This is a genomic window from Capnocytophaga periodontitidis, assembly GCF_016126015.1.
GTDB lineage: Bacteria > Bacteroidota > Bacteroidia > Flavobacteriales > Flavobacteriaceae > Capnocytophaga > Capnocytophaga periodontitidis.
Window position 1 is genome coordinate 185,520 of record NZ_JAEFDB010000003.1, and the last position, 22,273, is coordinate 207,792.

The 22,273-nt window shown below is 40.7% G+C and carries 27 protein-coding genes and 2 pseudogenes; 21 read left to right on the plus strand and 8 right to left on the minus strand.

What is annotated here, in order from left to right; all coding sequences use genetic code 11:
• Positions 1 to 33: 33 nt before the first annotated feature.
• From I7X29_RS07115 to I7X29_RS07130, 4 genes are all read left to right on the plus strand, one after another.
• Entirely contained in the window at positions 34 to 501 is a 468-nt protein-coding gene (locus tag I7X29_RS07115) for a DUF192 domain-containing protein (RefSeq protein ID WP_198473595.1), read from the plus strand.
• Positions 502 to 588: 87 nt separating this feature from the next.
• Positions 589 to 1,128, plus strand: coding sequence for an RNA polymerase sigma factor (locus I7X29_RS07120; RefSeq protein WP_198473597.1), 540 nt, complete (start codon positions 589 to 591; stop codon positions 1,126 to 1,128).
• A gap of 2 nt (positions 1,129 to 1,130) precedes the next feature.
• On the plus strand, positions 1,131 to 1,817 hold the full coding sequence (locus tag I7X29_RS07125; RefSeq protein ID WP_198473599.1) for an anti-sigma factor: 687 nt from the start codon (positions 1,131 to 1,133) through the stop codon (positions 1,815 to 1,817).
• 16 nt (positions 1,818 to 1,833) lie between these two features.
• Positions 1,834 to 2,901 (plus strand): hypothetical protein, encoded by a 1,068-nt coding sequence (locus I7X29_RS07130; RefSeq protein ID WP_009413723.1) that lies wholly within the window; start codon positions 1,834 to 1,836, stop codon positions 2,899 to 2,901.
• A gap of 193 nt (positions 2,902 to 3,094) precedes the next feature.
• Here the strand turns inward: I7X29_RS07130 and I7X29_RS07135 are convergent, their stop codons facing one another.
• The gene (locus tag I7X29_RS07135) at positions 3,095 to 3,313 is read right to left on the minus strand and encodes a hypothetical protein (RefSeq protein WP_009413722.1); all 219 of its coding nucleotides are present in this window, start codon (positions 3,311 to 3,313) and stop codon (positions 3,095 to 3,097) included.
• A gap of 104 nt (positions 3,314 to 3,417) precedes the next feature.
• On the opposite strand from I7X29_RS07135, the gene I7X29_RS07140 reads away from it, so the two are divergent.
• From I7X29_RS07140 to I7X29_RS07190, 11 genes and pseudogenes are all read left to right on the plus strand, one after another.
• Positions 3,418 to 3,954 (plus strand): isochorismatase family protein, encoded by a 537-nt coding sequence (locus I7X29_RS07140; protein ID WP_198473601.1) that lies wholly within the window; start codon positions 3,418 to 3,420, stop codon positions 3,952 to 3,954.
• Positions 3,955 to 4,046: 92 nt separating this feature from the next.
• Entirely contained in the window at positions 4,047 to 4,490 is a 444-nt protein-coding gene (locus I7X29_RS07145) for a DUF2262 domain-containing protein (protein WP_198473603.1), read from the plus strand.
• Positions 4,491 to 4,526: 36 nt separating this feature from the next.
• Positions 4,527 to 5,040, plus strand: a pseudogene (locus I7X29_RS07150) (N-acetyltransferase family protein).
• 29 nt (positions 5,041 to 5,069) lie between these two features.
• Positions 5,070 to 5,399 carry a hypothetical protein gene (locus tag I7X29_RS07155; RefSeq protein ID WP_198473605.1) on the plus strand — a complete coding sequence of 110 codons (330 nt, stop codon included), beginning with the start codon at positions 5,070 to 5,072 and terminating at the stop codon, positions 5,397 to 5,399.
• 6 nt (positions 5,400 to 5,405) lie between these two features.
• The gene (locus I7X29_RS07160; protein WP_009413716.1) at positions 5,406 to 5,777 is read left to right on the plus strand and encodes a hypothetical protein; all 372 of its coding nucleotides are present in this window, start codon (positions 5,406 to 5,408) and stop codon (positions 5,775 to 5,777) included.
• A 100-nt stretch (positions 5,778 to 5,877) separates the two neighbouring features.
• Complete coding sequence (locus I7X29_RS07165) at positions 5,878 to 6,249, plus strand: hypothetical protein (RefSeq protein ID WP_198473607.1); 372 nt, start codon at positions 5,878 to 5,880, stop codon at positions 6,247 to 6,249.
• Positions 6,250 to 6,467: 218 nt separating this feature from the next.
• Positions 6,468 to 7,535, plus strand: coding sequence for a hypothetical protein (locus I7X29_RS07170; protein ID WP_009413712.1), 1,068 nt, complete (start codon positions 6,468 to 6,470; stop codon positions 7,533 to 7,535).
• Positions 7,523 to 7,678: a YdeI/OmpD-associated family protein gene (locus I7X29_RS07175; RefSeq protein WP_009413711.1), complete on the plus strand. Its 156-nt coding sequence runs from the start codon at positions 7,523 to 7,525 to the stop codon at positions 7,676 to 7,678. Before I7X29_RS07170 ends, I7X29_RS07175 begins: the two co-directional genes overlap by 13 nt.
• 186 nt (positions 7,679 to 7,864) lie before the next feature.
• Positions 7,865 to 8,470, plus strand: coding sequence for a DUF4304 domain-containing protein (locus I7X29_RS07180; protein ID WP_034555813.1), 606 nt, complete (start codon positions 7,865 to 7,867; stop codon positions 8,468 to 8,470).
• 72 nt (positions 8,471 to 8,542) lie between these two features.
• A pseudogene (locus I7X29_RS07185) lies at positions 8,543 to 8,719 on the plus strand (class I SAM-dependent methyltransferase); the annotation flags it as partial.
• 5 nt (positions 8,720 to 8,724) lie between these two features.
• A complete protein-coding gene (locus tag I7X29_RS07190) occupies positions 8,725 to 8,901 on the plus strand; it encodes a hypothetical protein (RefSeq protein WP_198466321.1) in 177 nt (58 codons plus the stop codon).
• 41 nt (positions 8,902 to 8,942) lie between these two features.
• On the opposite strand, the gene I7X29_RS07195 is transcribed toward I7X29_RS07190, so the two are convergent.
• The 6 genes from I7X29_RS07195 to I7X29_RS07220 all read right to left on the minus strand — a co-directional run bounded on the left by I7X29_RS07195 (position 8,943) and on the right by I7X29_RS07220 (position 14,428).
• Positions 8,943 to 10,646: a bifunctional alpha/beta hydrolase/class I SAM-dependent methyltransferase gene (locus I7X29_RS07195; RefSeq protein ID WP_198473609.1), complete on the minus strand. Its 1,704-nt coding sequence runs from the start codon at positions 10,644 to 10,646 to the stop codon at positions 8,943 to 8,945.
• A gap of 66 nt (positions 10,647 to 10,712) precedes the next feature.
• Complete coding sequence (locus I7X29_RS07200; RefSeq protein WP_198473611.1) at positions 10,713 to 11,459, minus strand: SDR family NAD(P)-dependent oxidoreductase; 747 nt, start codon at positions 11,457 to 11,459, stop codon at positions 10,713 to 10,715.
• On the minus strand, positions 11,456 to 12,496 hold the full coding sequence (locus I7X29_RS07205) for a patatin-like phospholipase family protein (RefSeq protein ID WP_198473613.1): 1,041 nt from the start codon (positions 12,494 to 12,496) through the stop codon (positions 11,456 to 11,458). Before I7X29_RS07205 ends, I7X29_RS07200 begins: the two co-directional genes overlap by 4 nt.
• Positions 12,484 to 13,260: a phosphatidate cytidylyltransferase gene (locus I7X29_RS07210; RefSeq protein ID WP_002679931.1), complete on the minus strand. Its 777-nt coding sequence runs from the start codon at positions 13,258 to 13,260 to the stop codon at positions 12,484 to 12,486. The genes I7X29_RS07205 and I7X29_RS07210 overlap by 13 nt, the downstream gene beginning before the upstream one ends.
• Complete coding sequence (locus tag I7X29_RS07215; protein WP_088594990.1) at positions 13,250 to 13,852, minus strand: CDP-alcohol phosphatidyltransferase family protein; 603 nt, start codon at positions 13,850 to 13,852, stop codon at positions 13,250 to 13,252. The genes I7X29_RS07210 and I7X29_RS07215 overlap by 11 nt, the downstream gene beginning before the upstream one ends.
• A 228-nt stretch (positions 13,853 to 14,080) precedes the next feature.
• Positions 14,081 to 14,428, minus strand: coding sequence for a hypothetical protein (locus I7X29_RS07220; protein ID WP_009413704.1), 348 nt, complete (start codon positions 14,426 to 14,428; stop codon positions 14,081 to 14,083).
• Between the two features lie 516 nt (positions 14,429 to 14,944).
• Here I7X29_RS07220 and I7X29_RS15370 point away from each other — a divergent pair.
• From I7X29_RS15370 to I7X29_RS07250, 6 genes are all read left to right on the plus strand, one after another.
• The gene (locus I7X29_RS15370) at positions 14,945 to 15,337 is read left to right on the plus strand and encodes a transposase (RefSeq protein ID WP_225883687.1); all 393 of its coding nucleotides are present in this window, start codon (positions 14,945 to 14,947) and stop codon (positions 15,335 to 15,337) included.
• Positions 15,338 to 15,591: 254 nt separating this feature from the next.
• On the plus strand, positions 15,592 to 15,870 hold the full coding sequence (locus I7X29_RS07230; RefSeq protein ID WP_034555613.1) for a DUF6794 domain-containing protein: 279 nt from the start codon (positions 15,592 to 15,594) through the stop codon (positions 15,868 to 15,870).
• A 7-nt stretch (positions 15,871 to 15,877) separates the two neighbouring features.
• Positions 15,878 to 16,402, plus strand: coding sequence for an O-acetyl-ADP-ribose deacetylase (locus I7X29_RS07235; RefSeq protein WP_198473615.1), 525 nt, complete (start codon positions 15,878 to 15,880; stop codon positions 16,400 to 16,402).
• A 30-nt stretch (positions 16,403 to 16,432) separates the two neighbouring features.
• Positions 16,433 to 17,071 carry a WG repeat-containing protein gene (locus I7X29_RS07240; RefSeq protein WP_198473617.1) on the plus strand — a complete coding sequence of 213 codons (639 nt, stop codon included), beginning with the start codon at positions 16,433 to 16,435 and terminating at the stop codon, positions 17,069 to 17,071.
• 8 nt (positions 17,072 to 17,079) lie between these two features.
• Positions 17,080 to 17,946 carry a DKNYY domain-containing protein gene (locus I7X29_RS07245; protein WP_198473618.1) on the plus strand — a complete coding sequence of 289 codons (867 nt, stop codon included), beginning with the start codon at positions 17,080 to 17,082 and terminating at the stop codon, positions 17,944 to 17,946.
• Positions 17,947 to 18,018: 72 nt separating this feature from the next.
• Positions 18,019 to 21,534, plus strand: coding sequence for a 1-acyl-sn-glycerol-3-phosphate acyltransferase (locus I7X29_RS07250; RefSeq protein WP_198473620.1), 3,516 nt, complete (start codon positions 18,019 to 18,021; stop codon positions 21,532 to 21,534).
• Positions 21,535 to 21,564: 30 nt separating this feature from the next.
• Here I7X29_RS07250 and I7X29_RS07255 read toward each other — a convergent pair whose 3' ends face one another.
• A complete protein-coding gene (locus I7X29_RS07255) occupies positions 21,565 to 22,230 on the minus strand; it encodes a uroporphyrinogen-III synthase (protein ID WP_198473622.1) in 666 nt (221 codons plus the stop codon).
• Positions 22,231 to 22,273: the final 43 nt, after the last annotated feature.

The following is a 22,273-nucleotide window of genomic DNA, read 5'->3' on the forward strand; positions in this document are numbered from 1 at the left end:
TTTCTTCGTTTATAAGGGCAAATTGGAGGACTTATGAAAAAGAAAATATTTACATCTGCTAAACTATTGTTGATGGGAGTTATCCTATTGTGCTACCTTGTTTTTAGCGCTTGTTCAGCACTCACGCTTGAGTTTGAAGAGAGGGACTTGACCATTACAAATCTTGACGGCAAGACCATTCCCATAAGAGTTGAGCTTGCTCGCTCCATACGAGAGATGTCAAAAGGTTATATGGGGCGTGAGAATATTCCCGAAGGAACGGGTATGCTTTTTATCTTTAAAAGAGACGAAAAGTTAAGCTTTTGGATGAAAGATACGCCTACTCCCCTTTCGATTGCGTTCATTAACTCGAATGGCGAAATTCGCGAAATTCGCGATATGACACCGTTCAGCCATCAAAGTGTGGACTCATCGGAACCTGTGCGTTATGCTCTTGAAGTGCCTCAAGGATGGTTTGAAAAAAACAACATAGGAAAGGGCTGTATAATCAAACTGCCGTAACCGATGAAGTTGAACGATCTCCTGTTTTTCTACATCGTACTTAATTTGAACCTTAAAAAGAATAAATCATTCATCATTTAAAGAAAAATGCAAATCGACCATCGTCTCATCGAGAAAGCCCAGCGCAACGACCGCTTAGCGCAAAAGCAGTTGTACGACCAGTACGCTCCTGCTTTGCTGAGTGTGTGCAGGCTGTACATCAACGATTTGCAATTCGCCGAAGATGCCCTGCTAAAAGCCTTCTTCAAAATTTTTACGAATCTCTCTAAGTATGAAGAACAAGAGCACTTCTATGCTTGGATGCGCCGAATCGCTGTAAATGAGTGTATAGATTTCCTCAAAAGCAAAGTCCAAAAGCTATCTTTCGCCGATTGGAGTGACACTTACGATATAATAGATGATGTCTACTTAGAGAATGAAACTTTTAGCGAATCCGAAATACAATCCTTTGTAGACCAATTGCCTACCGCGTGCCGTACCGTTTTCAACCTCTATGTGTTTGAGGACTATTCACACAAGCAAATTGCCGAAGAACTTTCTATCAGCGAAGGTACTTCTAAATCACAATTGGCGTATGCCAAAAAACTTTTGCAACAACACGTAACAACTTATAAAAAAAGAGCTTAAAAATGTGGAAAGACAATATACAACGCCTGTTTAGGTACAGAAAAATCAATCCTTCACCTGCTTTGTGGGAGCAATTAGAAGCCCAATTAGCCGAGAGTGAAACCTTGCCAACTGAGCAAAAGAGGCGGAAACTGTGGTATTATACTGCGGCAGCTGCGGTGCTGTTATGCCTTGCAATAGGATATTTGTGGCAACAACACACTGAAACCAATAATGACCTTCAAGTCTCAAAAAAACTCATTGTTGTAAAGTCATCAGTTCCCACAACCAGCCCGCACCCTACAGTGCCTACAACTCTTAAAGACAGCCAGTGCAGTTCATACCCTTCAATTCTCAAAAATAGCCAGTATGACTCATATCTCACTTCCTCAGAAGAGGTGATTACCCTTATTGATATCAATGCAGTAGATACTCTTTTTACCCAGTATACCGCCAATGCTATACAAAACCGAATCACCAAGCAGATGGAAACCCAAATGGCTGCCGATTTGCAGCACCTATCCCCCGAATATTTAGCACTTGTAGCTACTACTCAAGCAGAACTCAACCAGTATGTTACTGAAAAATATCAGCAAGATAAAACCTTCAACACCATTGAGAAAGAACAACTGAAGGACAAAGTAAAACTCTTAGCTGAAAAGCTACTCAAAGAAATAGGAACACGTGTCGTATTAAATAATAAAAGTTAAAAACAAGTATCAAAAAATGAAAACATTACATCTATTATGGATGACTTGCTTGTTGGCGACAAGCGTCATCACCGCACAAAATAATTCCGAAGAGGCTATCAAAAAATCAAAAGCCACAATTGATTCTATAGTTTCTTCAGAAAAAGAAACGCTCAAGAAAAAACTTTCAGCCGTTAATGAACTGCTCAAAGATAAGAAAATCACCGAAGAACTGGGCTTACAGATAAAAGAAGACCTCACAGCCACTACCGAGAAGAATATCAAAGAAAAAACAGCTGCCGAGGCTGAGCTTTTGGCAAAACTTATACGCGAGCAAGTAGATTCAAAGGCTACTGTAAATACTCTTGACACCCTTAATGTGAATAAAGCCAAGGACTATTTGCGTGCAATGCAAGAATTAGAAAAAATTCTCCGAAGAAAAGAAGACGAAAAACCAAATACCGATCGCGCTTCTCACGATATAAATCTTTATACAGCCATAGGTTTTCACAACTTAAACAGTAGTGATGGTTTTGGCGATAATCGTTTTAAAACTGCAGGATCTAAATCCTTTGAAATGGGATTTACCTCAAGCTTTCGTTTGCTAAAAACCAACAATCTATTCCATATCAACTACGGGGTTGCGTGGATGCACAACGGACTCAAATTCAAGGAAAGTGAGTATTTTGTAAGAGAAAACGATGTGACAAAATCGGTACCTTATACCGCTAATAAACTCAATAAATCAAAATTGCGCACCAATTACGCCATTGTACCTATAGATTTTGAGTTTGATTTTACTCCCCCCACTAAAACTAAAAAAGGAGTTACAATCTACCCCACTCACGAAAGTTTTAGAGTAGGATTTGGTGGCTATGTAGGGGTATTGATAGACAGCAGTCAGAAAATAAGATATGACGATGGGGGTACTCATAAAAATGTGATAAGAGAAGACCTAAATATCAGCCCTTGGATATACGGACTTTCAGCGCATTTAGGATATAAAAGTTGTGTGCTTTACGCGCGTTACAGCCTTGTACCACTCTTCCGCAACAACCCAGTAAACGAATATCCTTTCTCTATAGGAATACGCTTTGCAGATTAAACAAATAGGGGCTGTCCGAAAAGTCTAAAAATCGCTTTTGCATCATAAACTTTGTCAAAGTCCCAAAACTTTGACAAAGTCTATAAACCTGATAATCAATCACTTTTATAGTATGTTATGTAGGAAAGCCAGCGATAGCTGGGTATGTGCTGCAAACGTCCCCTCAAGAAAAACTTTTAGGACAGCCTCATTTTCAATATTTTGCTTTAGCTTCTTCAAACACTTGTTCACTACTTTTTATTCTTCCGTGCTTTATATCTTCACGAGCCAAAGCTACCGAACGAATGTCTTCCTCTGTTACCTCATAAGGATTATGAGGCTCCAATACTTCAACTCCTATATTTTCTAAAGCCTTTACAGCCAATTGGTAGTGTTGGAAATCTAAGTTATGTTTTAATATGATGGTATTCATAATAACCCTTTATTTTTTTTGCAAAGGTACAAAATAATTACAAAACAGCAAATTGGCAAATTGCCAAATTTTTATTACCTTTGTCGGCAATAAAAAACATTGTAATGACAACAGAAAATACTCAATTAGTAATCCTTGATATTCAAGGTAAATTATCGCAAATAGTTTATCAAAGTGAAGAAGTTTTGCACAATAGCACTATCCTTATCGAAGGTAGCAAACACTTGAATCTTCCTATAGTTTGGGTAGAACAAATGCCCGATAAGTTAGGAGCAACACACCCCGCGATTGCCGAACTATTAAGTTGTAAAACTCCAGTGAAAAAAAGTAGTTTTTCGGCTTGGGATAATACTGAGTTTCAGCAGCAACTTAATGACAATCAATGTAAAAATGTACTGCTTATAGGTATTGAAACTCACATTTGTATCTATCAAACAGCGGTTGATTTACTCGCCAATGGCTATAAAGTATCAGTAATTGCCGATGCGGTTTCTTCGCGTACCGAGAGCAACAAGCAAATAGGACTCACGATGCTCCGCGATGCAGGCGCAACTCTTTTGAGTACCGAAGCAGCACTTTTTGCTCTTTTGCGTACCGCCCAGCACCCTAAGTTCAAAGAAATAGCACGCTTAGTAAAATAAAACATCTATACCTAATGAGGGTATATGGCAGTGTAATGTTAATTATTTACTATCTTTCCTCTCATTATCAATAATCATTTGTTATATTGAATATGAATTTTATTACCGAAAACCAAACCGAGTATCAAGCACTCTTTACCTTTTGGCAAAAGCAAGAAGCTGAAATTGTAGTCCGTTTTGATGCCAAACGCCACTTTACAGAAGAAGAAAAGCAAGAAGTATTTCAGCAAGTAGCAACCAAAGTACAATGGTTGGAGGGCAACAAGGAAACTGTTCTGCAGTTTCTCCTCAAAAATGAAGAGGTAAGAGAACTCTTTGAAGTAGCCCAAGAAGACCTTGAAGAAGAAGGCGAGCAAGCAGTTTCTGATGAGCAATTTTGCGAGGCAGTGTATTTGCATAACCTGTATTGTGGAGTAAGCAAAGAAATAGCCTGTACTTTTGATGTGGATACTGACCCAGATTACTTTTTGGGGCATCTGGTGAATATCAGGCTTGATGATAACTATCGCCTTAGTTTAGAGACTATTAGTGGATAATAATGCTGAATTGTAACTTAATGTAATATAAAAATTATGAATATACATCCTGCCATTACAACTGATATAGCCTTATTGCAGGCTATTGGCAAACAAACTTTCTATGAAACCTTTGCTGATACTAACACTCCAGAGGATATGGAGCAGTACCTCACTACAAGCTTTGCGACAAGCAAAGTACAGCAAGAACTATCGAATCCAGATTCTCTTTTCTTCTTTGCTGAAGAAGAAAACAAGGTAATAGGCTATTTGAAGCTCAATTTTGCCTCTGCTCAAACAGAACGACAAGACCCTAATGCAATGGAAATAGAACGTATCTATGTGTTAAAGGAATTTCACGGCAGTGGGGTAGGTCAAGCGCTTTATCAAAAAGCTATTGAAGTAGCTAAAGAGCGAAGGGTACCCTATGTATGGCTGGGGGTATGGGAGAAGAACGAAAGAGCCTTACGTTTTTACAAAAAAAAATGGATTCGTAGCTTTTGATACCCACACCTTCGTCTTAGGTTCTGATGCTCAAACCGATATTTTAATGAAACTGTCGATGTTTTAAAATATCCCCCCTTACTTTAAAAAATACCAATGATTGATTACACTCCCAAAGAACACGGCTGGGCAATGGTAACTATTAGCAATGGCACTGTCGAAATAGCCTTTGTAGCCTCTCACTTGCACGATAGTAGGCAGGATTTGATACGTTCGGTAACAACCTTAGAAAAGTTCAAAGAAGCAACTGTTGTTTTTCAAGATGAACCCGATGGTTATGTGCTTCACTTAGAGCGCGAGGACAAACATTGCCATTATACCCTTCATTCCTTTAAAGGCTATGACCCAACAGCCCTTTGCGAGTTGGTTTTAGAAGGAAACATCAGTTTTGCGAGTTATAAAAACGATATAGCAAAGATTAAATAACACTATATGGAAATTACACAAGCCCTTAAAACAGAAATTTACCACACCCTTACCGACTTTTTAGAAGCCTATAAAGCTGAAGATGCCCAAGTATTAGCTGAAAAGTTTGATATTTCGGGAGAATTTTTAGAAGAAGTCTATGAAATGCTTGACTTTGTAGAAGATAAAAGCGTATTGCACCTTTTCCCGATAGAAGAAATGGACAAAGAAGAAGGTGGAGGGGTGAATTTAGAGGTGTATAACTTCAACAATGATGATACTGCTGTAGGAGTAGAAGCCCACTTGTGGGATGATCAAGAATATTTTGCCATCATCAAAGGATATTACAACCTTAGAGACCAATTTCCTAAGTTTGTATTTCACTACTTTAGTTGTTAATACACCCGTTGAGGCTATCTGAAAAGTCTCAAAATTGCTTTTGCGTCGCTATACTTTTGCGAGTTATAAAAACGACATAGTAAAGATAAAATAACACTATATGGAAATTACACAAACCCTTAAAACAGAAATTTACTACGCCCTTACCGATTTTTTAAATGCTTATAAATCGCAAGATACCCAAGTATTAGCTGAAAAGTTTGGTATTTCGGGAGCGTTTTTAGAAGAAATCAATGAGACACTTGATTTTGTAGAGGATAAAAACGTGTTGCACCTCTTTCCTATAGAAGATATAGATAAGGAAGTGAATAAACTACGCGAACTGACCTTGTATAAAGATAAAAAGATGAATAAACTTGTGGTAGAGGCTTGTGTATATAATGATAAAAATGAATGTATAGGGCTTATAGTAGGCGATTATCCTTTATTTGAATATTCTCCTAAGTTTGTGTTTACTTATTTTGATGTATAAATAAAAGAACAATTTACTCAGCTTGCTCAAGCTCTCTCTAAACAAGGCAAGAAATGAAATCAATAAAAATATTTAAAATGACACATAACAAAACACTTATTTACTTTTTCTTTCTACTTATACTATCTGCTTGTAGCAAACAATCGGGAGAAGAGGAACAGCAGAAGCATCGTAGGTAAACTGTAAAAGGATAACAAACATTTAAATAACATCCGACTATGAAAAAGTTCATAACATTAGTAGCAGCATTTGCCCTTGTGGCTTGCGGAAAGGACAGCAACGGAGGCGGCGGAGAGGATCCGATCGACCCCAGCGTAGTGTACAAAACTTCGGGCGACCTTTTCGGAAAGAACTATGTGGCAAAGGGGACCGTTTTTACGCGAAGGGTAGACAAAGAGATGCCTCTCGCGCCCAATTCAGCAGCGATTGCAGCCAAAATGAAATCGCTGGCAACCAATCCTTACGGGGTGATCACTACCATTACACGTCAGCACTATAATTACACCATAATTATAGTAGATAGTAATGATAAGAACCAGCATTATGCTAATTTTATCCCCGAAGGACACCGTGAGCGAGACGATGCTGACCTCTATAAATACACGGGAGGGCGTCAGCCTATCGTGCACGATGCCAAGCCTGCCGCTGGAAACGATGCGCATATGGCGGTGTACGACGTGGCAACGGGAGTGATGCGTCAGTACTTCGGAGTAACGTATGTGAACAGCGGTGAGTACAAATTTAAAGGCTCGGGCTACTTCATTGCAAAGCCAGGCCTGCGAGGGCTCGCTAAGGACAACTATTGGATGCGCCTTACCAAAGGCGGTAGCTCGGTAGTGGGAATGCTCAATCCGCTGTCGCAGATCGGTATCGAGGAAGTGAGGGCAGGGGAGATCAATCACGCCCTATCGTTCACCATAGCGCACGCCCGTAAAGGCTTTTCGTGGCCTGCGAAGGCTGGCGATGGCGATCTGGACGATGCCGACGCCCCAATGGAAGGGCAATGGTGCCGTATCGACCCGAAAGTGGACTTAGATAAACTCGGATTGAGTCCTATGACCCTGATGATTGCCAAGGCGGTGCAGAAATATGGGGCTTATGCCGCTGATAAGAACGCATTTTGCCACACTTTCACCACCGAGCACGGCATTTATGAGCTTGCGATCCACGGGTTAGACCCTTGGGAACACGATGGGGAGTTTGAGAAGAAGTACGGCAAGTTCGATAACATCAACGACTTCCCTTGGGAGCTCACACAATGGGCACCCGTTGATTGGGGAAAATAGAATATCAAAAAGAGTGGATAAACTATGTTAATGAGGCTAAAAAGGAAGAAACACGCCTCAAAAGAGTACTGAAAAAGCAATTATTGTTCTGTGAGAAGTATACATTGGAGGGAGAACCCCAAGTTATTAATCTGTTAGAGTAAATTATTAATATCAATTCGCAAGAAGGGAATGCCCCCGTTGGCGCGAGCTTGTAGCTCGTGCCTATTATAATAGACTTAGTTGGATACGGAGCAAGATGATACACCTTACCAGAAGCATTTGGCAGTAGTCTAGCAAACTTTTGTCAGTATAGAGATTGTCGCCTCGACAACTGATTAATGATTATTATGAAAACAGATACACAAATTAAATTCGATACAGTTGTAAAAGAAGGTTTTACGCCTTTGTTAAAGCCGCTTTCTTTTAAAAAGAAAGCCTTGAACTATTATCGAAGGCTTGCTGAGGTAGGGCATATCATCAATATACAGAAAAGCAGTTATGGGGATAGAGATCACATTAGGTTTCGCATCAATATAGGGATTTTTGAACCTAAATTTTGGTTGGGCTATTATGACTTTAAACATACAGGGCAAGTGCCTGATTACCCTACAGAACCTGTTTGTATTATCCGTAAAACTATTAAAGATTTACGAGGGAGAAAAGAGCTATGGTATGAAGTGGATGAAAATACCAATGAACAAGAGTTGATTAAGAGAGTACAGGAAGATATACAACAATATATTCTGCCTTTTTTTAAACAATATAATAGTGTAGAGAAGATTTTCTATTCAGCTGATTCAATATTTCCTCCTTTTGGAGCATTGGTGTTTTATGGAGAACATGGGTATATAGAGAAAGCTCAAAAGGAATATAATGAACTTTTAAAAGATGTGAATCCTTTGGCTGAAAGAACTTTAAAGGGGTATGCTAAAAAATATGACTTAAATATTTAATTATCAAAGTAAATCAAAAATAAAAAAATCACTCTTGCGGGTTGCCCCTCTCCTTGGGAGAAGTCCACGAGAGAGGAATTGCCTTTTGCCGATAATACTTTTGATATTGTGTTTCACAACGGAGGTATCAATTTCTTTAACGATAAAGCACTTGCTATAAGCGAAATGCTTCGGGTTGCCAAAGCAGGGAACAAACTCCTTATCGCCGATGAGACTGCCGACTTTATGGAATCACTTTTAGAAAAAGCAACTAAATGAATGTCTTACAGAAACGATTAGCACAAATAGAAACCGTTCCTCACGAAAATAGCTTGTGTGATGGAAAAGAACACGATACTTGGTACAATGAAACCAAAGTGAAATATCACCTAAATGAAGAATACAAAATACTTAGTTTTAAAGGAGGAAAAAAGCAATCACACTTAGGATAAGTGCTATTATAAAAGCATAAATTATTTTCATATATTCTCACCTAATATTTCTTTACTTGTCCTAAACTAACAGTAAAGATTCCAAAATCATCAATCAGCATACTTTTTTTCTTGACTCCTTGGAGGGAGAAAAGTCCGTCCAATTCACGCTGGCTACGGCGGCGCATCACCCAGTCTTTTTCCTGATGGCTCTTCAGGACAAAGGCAATGGTTTTGAGCTGGGGGTGCCATGGCTGTCCTGTATAGATGATATACCCATTGTCCGAGATAGAAACCACCCCCTTGATTGCCTCAGAGGCCAAGATATTATCGCCAAAAAGCTCAAAAATACCTGAGATGATGGTGATATTGGGCGAATAATTTAGTTTGCGGTAAGTATCAGCCTCAAAACAATTGTAATTGGTAAAGCGAATATTCTGGTAGCCACGCTCTTTGATAATTTGCTCTCCCTTCTGTATGTTGGCTGGTAGGAACTCATTGATAACGATCTCCACTTCAGGGTGGCGCTCTTTGATATCAAAAAGGTAGTTGCCCACTCCACCTGCGATGTCCAATATTTTTACCTCCTGTTCTTGGGCTTGTAGGGCTTGTATAGCCTTTTCTACCTGTTGTAGGAGGTGTCTCTTGCGGATACGTACCCCGCGCCAGCCTATGGCATTGAGATAGCTTTTGTCCATCCAACGACCTATACCCCACTTGCCTTGTGGCGTGTTTTTATATACATAATCCATGGAGGCGCCAGAATCGAAGCCATAGGTAAGCCCTACAGTCATACCACCACTGAGGTGACCAAGCTTGCTCAACGCCCATTTCTGAAGATGGTAACCCCAACGCTCTCTGGTGGGAATCAGTTCATATTGCATGGTCTCAAATTCTTTCTGAGTAAAGAGATCAGAATCAAGAGTAGGAGTAGGCAAGGGTGCAGAGAAAGCCTTTTGGATAAAGTGTTGTAGGAGCTTATATACTTCCTCACGGCCTTGCTCGAAGAGAATTCCATGATGGAAGCCCTCCAAGGTAACAAACTCTTTTATAGGGGAGGATAGGTTTATATAAAACTGCTTTTGCTGTCGGTTAATCACCACAAAGTCTTTTTTAGCGGAGAGCAGTAGGGTAGGGGTGGTGATTGCAGCGGCATCTTCCACCAATCGCTTACCAGCATTGGCAAGGTCAATGAGGAGTTTGCCATTGATAGAGCGGGTGATGAGAGGGTCATTATCGTAAGCCTGTTGCTGCTTAGTGTCGCGAGTGAGCATCTTGGATTTTACATAGCTCTTAACAATCAGTTTAGGATTGATTTTTAGAGCCAACTCGATGGCTTGCTTGGCCATAGGAACGATCAGGTTGATCTCAAAGGCAGGAGCCAAGAGCGCCATGCCAGCGATGCGGGGTGCAAAATCATGCACCCAAGCCGATGTGATTACCCCGCCAATACTATTGGCCACTACAAAGATATCTTCCTCGCGTACCTCATAGTGCTGCCCAAGGAACTTGGCAAAGGTATCCAAGTCCCGTACCGAATCCATGAAAATAGGAGATACAGCGGCTTTGGTGTGCCCATGTCCACGCATGTCAAAAGCAAAGATGTTGTAGGCAGCAAAGAGCGGATGGGTAGCAAATTCCTGTAGACGCTCCCCATACTCATGCCCTCTATGGATTACGATAAGGGTCTTTTGTCCGGGCTTGTAATTCCATTCGTAGAAGAATAGTTCTTCCCCTTCATGACTTTTGAAAAAACCTGTGTTCATGGTATAATGATTTTGATACGACAAAAATAGAAAATTATTTTTTGATTACCTAATTTTTTGTTAGAATTAGTTGTGATTTTGCATCCATTTGGCTTTTCTGTACATTAGTAAGGACAGCAAAGGCTTAGGCAGTAGCGAGAGTAATTGCATGAGCCACTTCATACGAGTAGGGAAGAGGTGTAGGCTTTTCTTTTGAGTAATAGCCCTGCTGATTTCGGCTACTGCTCTATCTTCACTCACCAGAAAAGGTTTCTTAGAGAGATTGTTTTGGTTGAGCTTGTAAAGCTTTTGGGTGGCTACATACCCAGGCGCAATAGAGGTGATATAGATGCCAAAGGGGCGTAAGGCACGCCTATAGGCATCGGCTATCTGTAAAACACTGCGCTTGGTCTTGGTATATAGGCTGGAGGAGGGATAGTCCAAAATCCCTGAGATAGATGCTAGCAGGACGATTTGGCCTCCATGATGAGCCATAAGTTCTCGGCCAACCTCCAAGGTATTGACGGCTCCTATGATATTGGTTTGTAGCATACTGACCGCCTCCTCGTAAGAAATTTCTCCTACCACATCCTCGGCATAGCTACCCGCACAGTTGATAAGTAAGGAGAGGGTGTCTGAGCCTACAAACTGTCGTATCACCTGGGTTAATAGTGCTTTGTCTATAACATCGGCCTTATAACTCTCAAAAGGAACTGCCTTGGGGAGCTTGCTAAGATCTCTGCCGCATACCCCAACCCGATGGCCGCTTTGCTGGTAGAAGTGAGCCAAGTCAAACCCTATGCCAGTGGTGCCTCCTATGATAAATACATTCATAAGCTAAAGGTGTTAAGAATAGTTTGGTAACCATAGTCCCATTGCCGCTCTATCTGCTCTCGGTAAGAGGGATAGTCCTTGGGAAAGTGAATTCCTATCTCCAGATGCTTCCAATTGATATATTTCTCAGAGTAAAAGCCCTTTAGAACGGTAGTTGCTCTTCGAGTATCTATCCATTGGGCAGGATAGGAAGCCACCGACGCCAACCGCTCGTTGCCACTAAAGCCCAAGACGGCACGTACCAAAGACTCTTCGGTAGGAGAGTAGGCCTGCTTGTGCTCAGCAATTACAGTAGTTGAAAGCGCATAAGCCAGCTCCATAGGAACAAGGTCAATAGCCCCGCCTGCATAGTATGTCCCCTGATAGCTTACAGGAGCTACATAGAACATATCCGAGACAGAAATACGGGCAGCCCAGAGCAAGGGAATAGCCGTTTCCACACTTATATCGGTTGCTACGGCCGAAAGCGTATAGTTGGATTCGGTATGTTGCAGTGTCTCAAGAGGGATCCTCTGGGCAGTCTCAGGGTCGGTTATGAGCACCTCTTGGTAGAGTTTTCGCTTACCCCTACGCTTGCCACACTCATGGGGGGCAAAGCACATCTTTGCTCCTATGATGATAGTGGGCAAGGCAGCAGAAAAAGCTAACTTGGTCAAGGAGGGGAGTAGCCCCGATAGGTCTTGGGCCATTTCTACCAAATAGCGTGTATATACATCCTCTACTAAGGGAGCACGACGCCAGTCATAGCGCTTCTGTAGGACTAAAAGCCCCAAGCGATATAGCTTGCTATAAGGGGTAAGGGACAGGCTTTGGATAAAGTGGTAAAACTCCTGTGATTGCAGATAGGCTTTTCTCTCTGTATTATTAGCAAAAGCATTGATTACCAAGGCAGCAAAAGCCCCACCACAGCTAGCAATAAGTAGCTCAGGAGCTTTGCCTATATCACACAACGCTGCATACATACCATTGTATAAGGCAAAGCGGGTGCCTCCTCCGGAGAGAAGCAAACTACGGGAAAAGGGCTTTATCGTATCCATAGGTAAAACCAAATACAGTTGAACAAGAGACTATCTATGCGATCCAAGAGACCACCATGACCAGGAATCAGTTGGCTGGTGTCCTTTACCCCCGCCCGCCGCTTGAGGTAAGAGAAAGTCACATCGCCCCAGAAACCAAAAAAGCTAATGAATAAGCCTACAAAAACTAATGTATGTAGTGCAATAGGAAGCCTCAGCAAGTAGCCTAAGCCCACACTCAAAAAAGGGGTGAGCAGTAAGCCGCCTACAAACCCTTCCACGGTCTTATTGGGGCTTATCTTGGGTAAGATCTTGTGCTTGCCAAAGCGCTTTCCAGTGAGGTATTGGAAGATGTCGTTGAGTTCGGTCGTTACCACCAAGAAGATGAACCACTCCACCCCTTGTGGCTTCATACGTAAGAAAGTCAGGTGAGGGTAGGCTGCCAAAACAATCAGTAGGGAAAGGGGCAATCCTAAGGGGATTTGCCTAAGGCATAGATATAGGATAAGGCCTATCCCCACAACCATACAAGCTTCTACCATATAAGTGGAGTAGTTGGGACAGCTCCATAGTAAAACCCCTTGTAACAAGGGAATAGCCATACGCCAATAGCTCGGATTAAAACCAAAGAGCCCGCCCAATTCCGTAAGGGCTTGAAAGCTTACCCATAGGGAAAAAAGACACATGGCGTAGGGGTGGGAGACAGCCGCAGCAAAAACACAGATAATCACTCCCCAGCTCCTGATACGAAGCGGTACATCGGCATATTTGTTGTCAAGCGGCATAAAGTCCTTTTTTTAAGCGGGTGAAAGTACTTAAAAGTAGCAAGGCAATAACTATGGCAAAAACCACTTGAGAGTAGGCTTGTATTCCCACACCAAAGTAGGCAAGCAGCCCATAGATACCCATCAGCAGTGCTCGGTCGCTCTTGCCCATAGGCCCCTCATAGCGCCTTTGCCCTCCTAAGACCTTGCCCATGACGCCAGCAAACTCATTGAGTACGCTCAGTACAATAAAAGCTACCACCCAGTAAAGGCTTTCGGGGTGGTACTTTAGCAAGGGGAAGAAGATAAATACATCCGAGACCACATCGCCCACCTCATTGAGTACCTCTCCTAAGCGGGAGGTTTGTCCGAACTCTCGTGCCATCATACCGTCAAGAGCATTGAGGATCATACGCACCAACAGCCCTATGGGCAGTGCCAAAAAGAAAAGTGGTACCGCCGAAGCCTCCCAAAAGAGCACGCCAATCCCAAAGGAGAACACAATGGCCACTACAGTAATCTCATTGGCAGTAACACCTCTCCTGTGTAGCCATACCAGTAGCGGGTGCAATAGCTGCTGGAATTTAGGTTTTAGTTTGTATACAGAAATCATAATAGGTTAATGAGTATATTAGTTAAAAAACTTATCAAAATCCGAGTAGCCACTTGCGGAACGACACCAACCTTTCCGAGTTAACCTTATACCTACCACTATAATTGCAGATAGATTATAGTGCTTGGTGTTATAGGTTTTTCCATCATCAGTAAGGTACTCCGCTACCAAAGCACGGATGATGTCTTTCAGAGTGTGTTTTTTCATAATAGGTTCATTTGTTAATTATCAGAGAGTTTCCCTCTCATATTTGTCTTCGTGAAAGTACTCATAAGCACTGGCTTCCAATTCTCCACAATCGGAAATAAGATTATTGTCTTGGTCATATATCTTATAATTCTGTTGGATCTCACCTATGGGGCATTCACCATCTAGGCCTAATAGGATAGTGTAAAATACATCTTCTAACAGAATATCAATAACTTCCTTAAGTTTCTCAGTTTGACTCTCTGTCAGAGCCATTTCTTTTATTTTTACATTTACAGCCGAAGCTTGTTCGGGTTGTGCTTGAAAGCATGACTTTAAAAACGCTAGTTTTTCAAGGTAAAAGTTCTTTGCAAATTCGTCTGAGGTCATAATGTTGATATATTATTTATAGAAGCTGTTTAAACTTTTTCCTATAATAAAGTAAAAGTTCCCGAAAATTAGTAATTTTGTGTTTGAAAAAAAAAGAACACCAAAATTCAGGAACTTTGGGCAAAGATACAATAAATATTTGGATTATTCCCTTTTTAAGTGTAGGAAAAAGAGGATTTAAAAGTAATTTTGATTTAGCTCAATATTTTTATTGATTCTCAAGAGATTAAAAATAGGGGTGCAATGGAGAGAACTTCCAATTGAGAGCTATTTTGAAAAAGGAAAAATCTCTTGGCAAAATGTCTATTACTACTTCAATAAATGAAGTAAAGATGGTAGTTTTCAGCGAGTATGGTTGAATCTATTAAGCAAGAAGAAAAGAAAATTAGATATGTCTTGCGTTCAATGGGATGGTAGTCATACACGTTGTCGCCAAAAAGGAGAATCTACAGGCTATCAAGCAAGAAAAAAAGCCGTAACCACAAATAGCATTTTTTTTGTGATAATAAAGGGCAAATGATAGCAATGGGAAGCCTTAAAGCAGGAAATCACAATGATTTATATGAAATAGAAGAAGTACTAAAAGAAATTTTAGCTTTATTAGAAGAAGCAGAGATAGAACACAAAGGTCTGTTTCTCAATGCTGATGCAGGATTTGATAGTAAGTCTCTTAGAGAGTTTTTAGAAAGCCAAGAAATTACAGCAAATATTAAACCTAATCCCCGAAATGGAGAGCAACCAGATGTTTATTTTGATGAAGAATTGTACAAAAATAGGTTTAAGATCGAACAAGCAAATGGTTGGCTTGACGGATATAAAGGTTTGATAATGAGATATGAGTATCTTGATGTAACTTGGATTGGAATGCTTCTATTAGGGTTTATATCCAAGTTCCTCAAAAAAGTTTAAACACGTTTATTGTGTAAATGATTTGAATCACATAAGAAGATTAAAAGAGTGTCTTATGAGAATGCCCTAAATTATAACAAAAATCACTCCTGCGGATTGCCCCCTTCCCTTCGGGAGGGGGAACGGGGGTAGGCTTTCAAACACGATATTTGCATTAAAAACAGAATTATAACAAAAAAATCCCTCTTGCGGATTGCCCCTCTCCTTGGGAGAGGAGGAACGGGGGTGAGGACTCCAAATAAAAAAACATTGATATGAAAAAACAAAAACCTAAAAACCTAACAGAATGTATCCAAATGCTGGATAAGAACCTCAAAAAGCAGGATAAGGAGTATATAAAGACGCTTACCGAAGATGAATTCTTTATGGAAAGTCATTTTACGATAGGAATGGGCATCCGCAATGAGTGGATTCGCAGTGGAAACCCCGAACTCGTGAAGTTCTTTTTAGACCAAGGCGTTAAACATCCCGATGATATGTCGGCTATGATACTCACAAGCTATTATAGGTATCTAACAAATTCTAATAATTGATTGAGTGATGATACATAGTAACATTGAAATTGTATTAGGAGATATCACTAAAATTTCCGTAGATGCCATTGTGAATGCCGCCAATACTTCTCTACTTGGTGGAGGCGGTGTGGATGGAGCTATTCATAGAGCAGGAGGCAAAGCACTCACTGAAGAATGTGAGAAGATAAGAAATAAACAAGGAGGTTGCAAGGTAGGTAGCGCAGTTATTACTACTGCGGGCAATTTGCCTGCTAAATATGTTATTCACACAGTAGGTCCGGTGTGGAATGGGGGGACACATAATGAAGAAAACCTACTGGCACAAGTTTATATCAGTTGTTTGGAGTTGGCTTTAGAGCATCAAGTAGCCACTATTTCATTTCCTAATATCAGTACTGGAAGGTATAGATTTCCGAAGGAAAAAGCAGCACAAATAGCGCTTCATACCATAGCTGATTTCTTGGAAAAAACGGATAAAATCAAGCAGGTGAAGATGGTTTGTTTTGATCAAGAAAATTACGATATTTATACAAACATACACAAGATTTAACAACTCACAAGATAATTAAAAGTTAAAACAATGAACACAAACAAGCAAGAAAAATATGATGAAATAACCGATTTTCACAAGGGCTTTGCTTGTGTAAGGCAAGGCGGCAAATGGGGCTATATCAATGAGAAGAGAACCCTTATTACCCCTATAAAGTACGATTTTGTCTATGACTTCTTTCAAGGAGTGGCAATGGTGAGAATAGGTGCACAATACGGATTGATAGATACCTCTGGCAAGGAGATTACTCCTATAAAATACGACCTTATAGATGACAACGACTTCTATAACCACCGTCCTGCAGCAGCCTTGTTGAATGGCAAATGGGGCTTTATCAATGAGAAAGGAGAAGAGGTGATTCCGTTTATCTATGAAGATACTACCTATTTTCATAAAGATTATGTAGCCGTAAAGAAAGACGGTAAATGGGGTTTTATCAACCAAAAAGGCGAACAAATCATTCCTTTTCTCTACGATGATGCCTCTTATTTTACTGAAGGGCTTGCTTTGGTAAAAAAAGGCGATAAATATGGTTATATCAATGACAAAAACGAAACCGTCTTCCCTTTTATTTATGACGATGGCGCTCTCTTTGAGAATGGTAAAGCGTGGGTACAGATAGGGGATAAACAATTTGAGATTAATAAATTAGGTATAGAAATAAAATAAGAAACAGAATGAAAATCAATAAACCTTTGGCTAAAAAACCTCCTTTTTTTGATATCGATATCCGCACTGTAGCAGATATTGATAAAGACCCGCGTTTTTATATGGCGGACACACAAGAAACGCCCTGCTATTGGACAGACGGCAAGCGGATATACTACCGCTATTCGGCTATAGAGAAGGCAAATCTTGATACTTTTGTTTATTTTAATGGCTTTTTTGCTAAAGACGATAAGCATTGTTATATCGTGGGGCGCCCTCTCAAAGGGGCGAATCCTAAAACTTTCGAAATGCTCAACGAGTGTTATGCTACCGATTACCAAAGTGTTTGGACATCGGGTGGGCGCTTTGAACCTGAGGATATTAGTACTTTTGAGGTATGTGATGAGGGGATACACAGAACGGATAGAGATAGAGAGACTTCGTGGGAGTTTAGCGATGGCATCAGGCGTGTGGTGCGTGTAGAGATTCCGTATGGCTATGCTAAAGATAACAAGCAGGTGTATTACGAGGATTATCACGGCAAGATAAAGATACTCGCTAAAGCCAATCCAGCGACTTTCATCTCAATGAACGACGGTGATTTTGCAAAAGATGATAGGTGTGTTTACTATGGGAAAACACCTTTACCTAAAGCTAATCCTGCTACGTGGCAAAAGATTTCACATTTTTATTCCAAAGATGATAAGCGTATTTATTACCAAAACAAACTCATCAAAGAGGTGGATTACGATACTTTTGAGGTGGTATTACTCACTTCTCCAGAGGGATACAAACTGCCCTATGGCAATGATAAAAACCAATATTATAACTGCGGAAACCCTCTTAGCGAAGCTGAAGCCCTACACGAGGGAAACAAACCGCTATGGGATGATTAGAAAAGTTTTTGTACTTCTGAAATTATTCCCTACTTTTGTCCCACAAAAAGAAGTATCGCAAACTTTGCCAATATGCTAAACAGAATTTACCAATATATCGCCACTCATAAACTTGCTACCTTCTCATTCTTTACCGCTTGGGCGCTCATAGCCATTTATGGCTTGAGTCAGTTGCGATTTGAAGAGGATATCACCAAAGTACTCCCTCAAAACGACAAGACGAACCTCACTTCTAAGGTGCTCAAGCAACTCAATTTTGCCGATAAAATCTCGGTAATGGTAACAGCCGAAAAAGGCGGAACGCTCACCGATATGCAGTCAGTTGCCGAAACTTTGCGCGATACCCTCAACGCTTCTATGACGAAGTATATCAAAAGTATTCAGGGGGTTATAAACGAAGAAGAAATCGACGAGACTTGGCAGTTTGTAAACGACCACCTACCTCTTTTTCTAAATGATGAAGATTACGCTTATTTAGAACGCCGTTTAGCCCCCGATAGTCTCAAATCAATGGTGGAGAGTCAGTACAAAACGATGCTCACGCCTGCGGGTATGGTGGCACAACAGTTTATCCGTAAAGACCCCTTTGGTCTCACTTTTCGCGGTTTGCGCAAACTTCAAGAGCTCAATACAGGCAACGATTTTAAGATTGCCAATGGTTTTCTCACTACTAACGACGAGCAGCATATCCTCTTCTTTATCAACCCTAAGTACGATGGCAACGACAGCGAGCACAATGCCGCTTTTGTCGTAAGTTTAGATAAGTTGCAAGACCATCTCAACGCCCAGTATCAAGGAAAAGTGCGTGTAGATTTCTTTGGGGCTCCCTTTATCTCGGTGAGCAACGCTTCTCAAATCAAAACTGATATCCTCACTACAGTACTCATTTCACTATCAGCACTTTATTTATTGCTTGTCTTTTTTTATCGAAGTGTTTATATCCCATTTATCGCGTTTATCCCTTCTGCTTTTGGGGTGCTCTCAGCTTTGGCGACACTCTATGTGCTCAAAGGCAGTATTTCGGCAATTTCTATCAGTTTAGGGGCAGTGCTCTTAGGGGTTACTATCGACTATTCACTACATATCCTCACTCATTACAAGGTAGCTAAAAACACTGCCGAGTTGTACCGTGCTGTAACTGTGCCTATCTTGCTCAGCAGTATCACTACCGCCATTTCATTCCTCTGTTTGCTCTTTGTGCATTCTGAGGTGATGCAAGATTTAGGCGTGTTTGCTTTCGTGGGCATAATGGTATCAGCCATATTATCGTTGGTGCTTGTGCCTCATTTCTACCGTGGCAATCGTAATATCGAGGTGCGCAAAACCTTTTTAGACCGCATAGGGGCTTATCCATTTCATCACAACAAGTGGGTGGTTGGAGCTTGCTTACTGCTGATAGCGGTGAGTTGTTTTACTTTTCATAATGTCCGTTTCAATGGCGATATTGCCAATATCAACTATATAAACGAACGTTATAAGGCAGCTGAACATCAATTAGAGAACATCACCGATAGTGAATACAAATCACTTTATGCTGCTGCTTATGGCAACTCTTTAGAGGAAGCCTTAGAGCGCAATTATACACTATATCAGCAGTTGCAAAGTTATAAAGCGCACGATAGTATCAAGCAATTCAGTTCTATTGGGGGGATTGTATTGCCTAAAAAAGAACAAGAAGCGCGATTGCAACGATGGAAAGATTTTTGGAATGCCGAAAGACAGCAATTTCTAAAACAACAACTGATAGAAAGAGGAAATGAAGTTGGTTTTAAAGAAGAAACCTACGCACCTTTCTACCAAAGTATAGCTGGTGATTTTGAAGTTATAAAAAACCTCGATGCTTATAAAGCCCTTTCAGTTATTCCGTTAGAAGATTTTATTACTGAAAAAGAGGGCTTTTATACCATTGCCAATCTCGTAAAGCTCACTCCCGCCGAGCGAGACTCTTTTATTCATTCAATAGAAAAACGCACGCCTACTGTTGTTATCGACCGCAAGAACCTAAGTGAAACGTTTTTAGGCAAACTCAAAGACGATATATTGCTGTTAGTAAACTATTCGTCTATCGCTATTTTCCTCATACTGCTTTTGTTTTTTAGGCGTGTAGAATTGGTGTTACTCACTCTTATTCCTATTGGGGTTACAGGGGTAGTTACTTCTGCTCTGATGAACTTTTTTGGCATAGAATTCAATGTGTTTAGTATGATTGTCTGCACTTTGGTATTAGGACATTCAGTAGATTTTAGTATTTTTATGACTTGTGCGCTGCAAAAAGACTATACCGATGGTAAAAATGAACTTCCTGTGTACAAAGTCTCAGTGCTTTTAGCGTCTATTACTACTTTTTTGGCTATCGGTACGCTTATTTTCGCCAAACACCCCGCCTTAAAATCAATTGCATCGGTATCAGTAATAGGTATTTTCACTGCTTTGGCAATAACTTTCGTATTTTACCCTACGATATTTAAGTTTTGTATCTTCCGCCGTTCTGATAAGGGTCGTTCTCCGGTGAGTTTGCGTCTTTTGCTGCAATCCATACTGCTAACTACCTATTATGCACTATCGTCTATTATTCTCTCCAATATAGGTTGGCTACTTGCCAAAATAACTCCTAAACGTACTATGTGGCTCAGACGTTTAGCAGCTTCGCTCACTACTTCAGTGCTTTATGCCAATCCTTTTGTGCGCAAAAAGGTAGAGAATCCACACCATATACAGCTTACAACTCCTTCGGTAGTAATTGCCAATCATACCTCGTGGCTTGATACTTTGGCAATAGGGCTCTTCACACATCGCGTCAGTTATATGGTAAATGATTGGGTGTATAACTCGGTAGTATTTGGACGTTATGTGCAGACAATGGGCTTCTTTCCAGCCTCTGAAGGCATAGAAAAAGGAATGCCCTTATTCGAAAAGAACTTGAAAAATGGTATTTCAGTAATGATTTTTCCAGAAGGCAAACGCTCTGATACCAACCAAATACACCGTTTTCACAAAGGTGCTTTTCTAATAGCCGAACATTTCCAAACACCTCTCGTGCCCGTGTATATTCACGGTTGTTCGGAAGTGCAACCTAAGGGCGATGTGATTATCTACGATGGCGCTATTACGGTAGTAGTAGGCGACCCTATAACACCTGATGATGAGCGTTTTGGCAACACTCCACGCGAAAGAGCCAAACAGATAGGCGCTTTCTACCGCCAGCAATTCCTCGCCTTGCGCAAGCGATTGGAAGGAGTGGATTACCTAAAAAAGAAACTGTTTTTGAATTATTTATACAAAGAAAATTATGTGGTGCGTGCTGTCAAAGAAGATTATAGGCAGCATCGCGAACACTATCACGAGCTTGTACATTCACTACCCGAAAAAGCGCGTATCTTGCATATCGCCGATGATTATGGTCAGTTAGATTTCTTGCTATTGCTCACCTATCCTGAGCGTGAAATTGTATCCGTCATCGCCGATGACGAGAAGCGCGCCATCGCACAGCATAGTTACCTCACCAAAATCCGCAAAATACAATATGTGAAAGAGCGTCCAGAAGGAAAAGATTTTGATGTAGTAATTAAAGGTAGAGAAACAGCTTAGTTTGGGTGTTTTACATTATTTTTATACCTCTTACCTTATATCTCTTACCTGAGCCAGCACACTGTCAATAGTTGGATTTTCAACAACTACCACTTCTTTCCAATAGCGTTGGGCAGCTTCGGCAGTAGTGTTGCCTATGCAAAACGCTTTTTCTTCGCCTGCAGGATTACACGAGTGATAACTCTCCACCCCCGACGGACTGAAAAATAGTATCCCGTCTACTTTTTTGTGAATAGTGATAGGTGTTAGTTCTGTTTGATAAGTTGTAATTTCCTCTACATTAGGCAAGTACTTCGCAAAGAACTGTGGGAGCGTTTCTAATCGCTGTGTGCCCGCAAAAAAAGCAATGCGCGTCATATTTTCAAATTCTTTTAAATTAGCTGAAAGATATTTCGTTAAATCGGTAGCGTAATGAAAAGAACAGCGCACCGTAAAACCGCTTTTTTCAAGTAGTTGTGCGGTACGTTCGCCTACACATAGTACAACACAATCTTTTAAGGTAGTAGCCAAAGGATGCTGCAAAACACTCCTCACCGCATTTTGGCTCGTGAAGATTAAGAGATTATAAGGAAGAGTGAGTTTTATCGGTAGTAAATTCACACTTACAAAATTGTGTTCAATCAGCTGTATATCGAGTCCCGAAAGCATAGATTGCTGCGCTTCGGTTAATATTTTTGTAGAGACAATGGTTTTCATTTTCTTCTAAGGCTTTAAAATAAAAAAACTCGGCGCTTGTGCG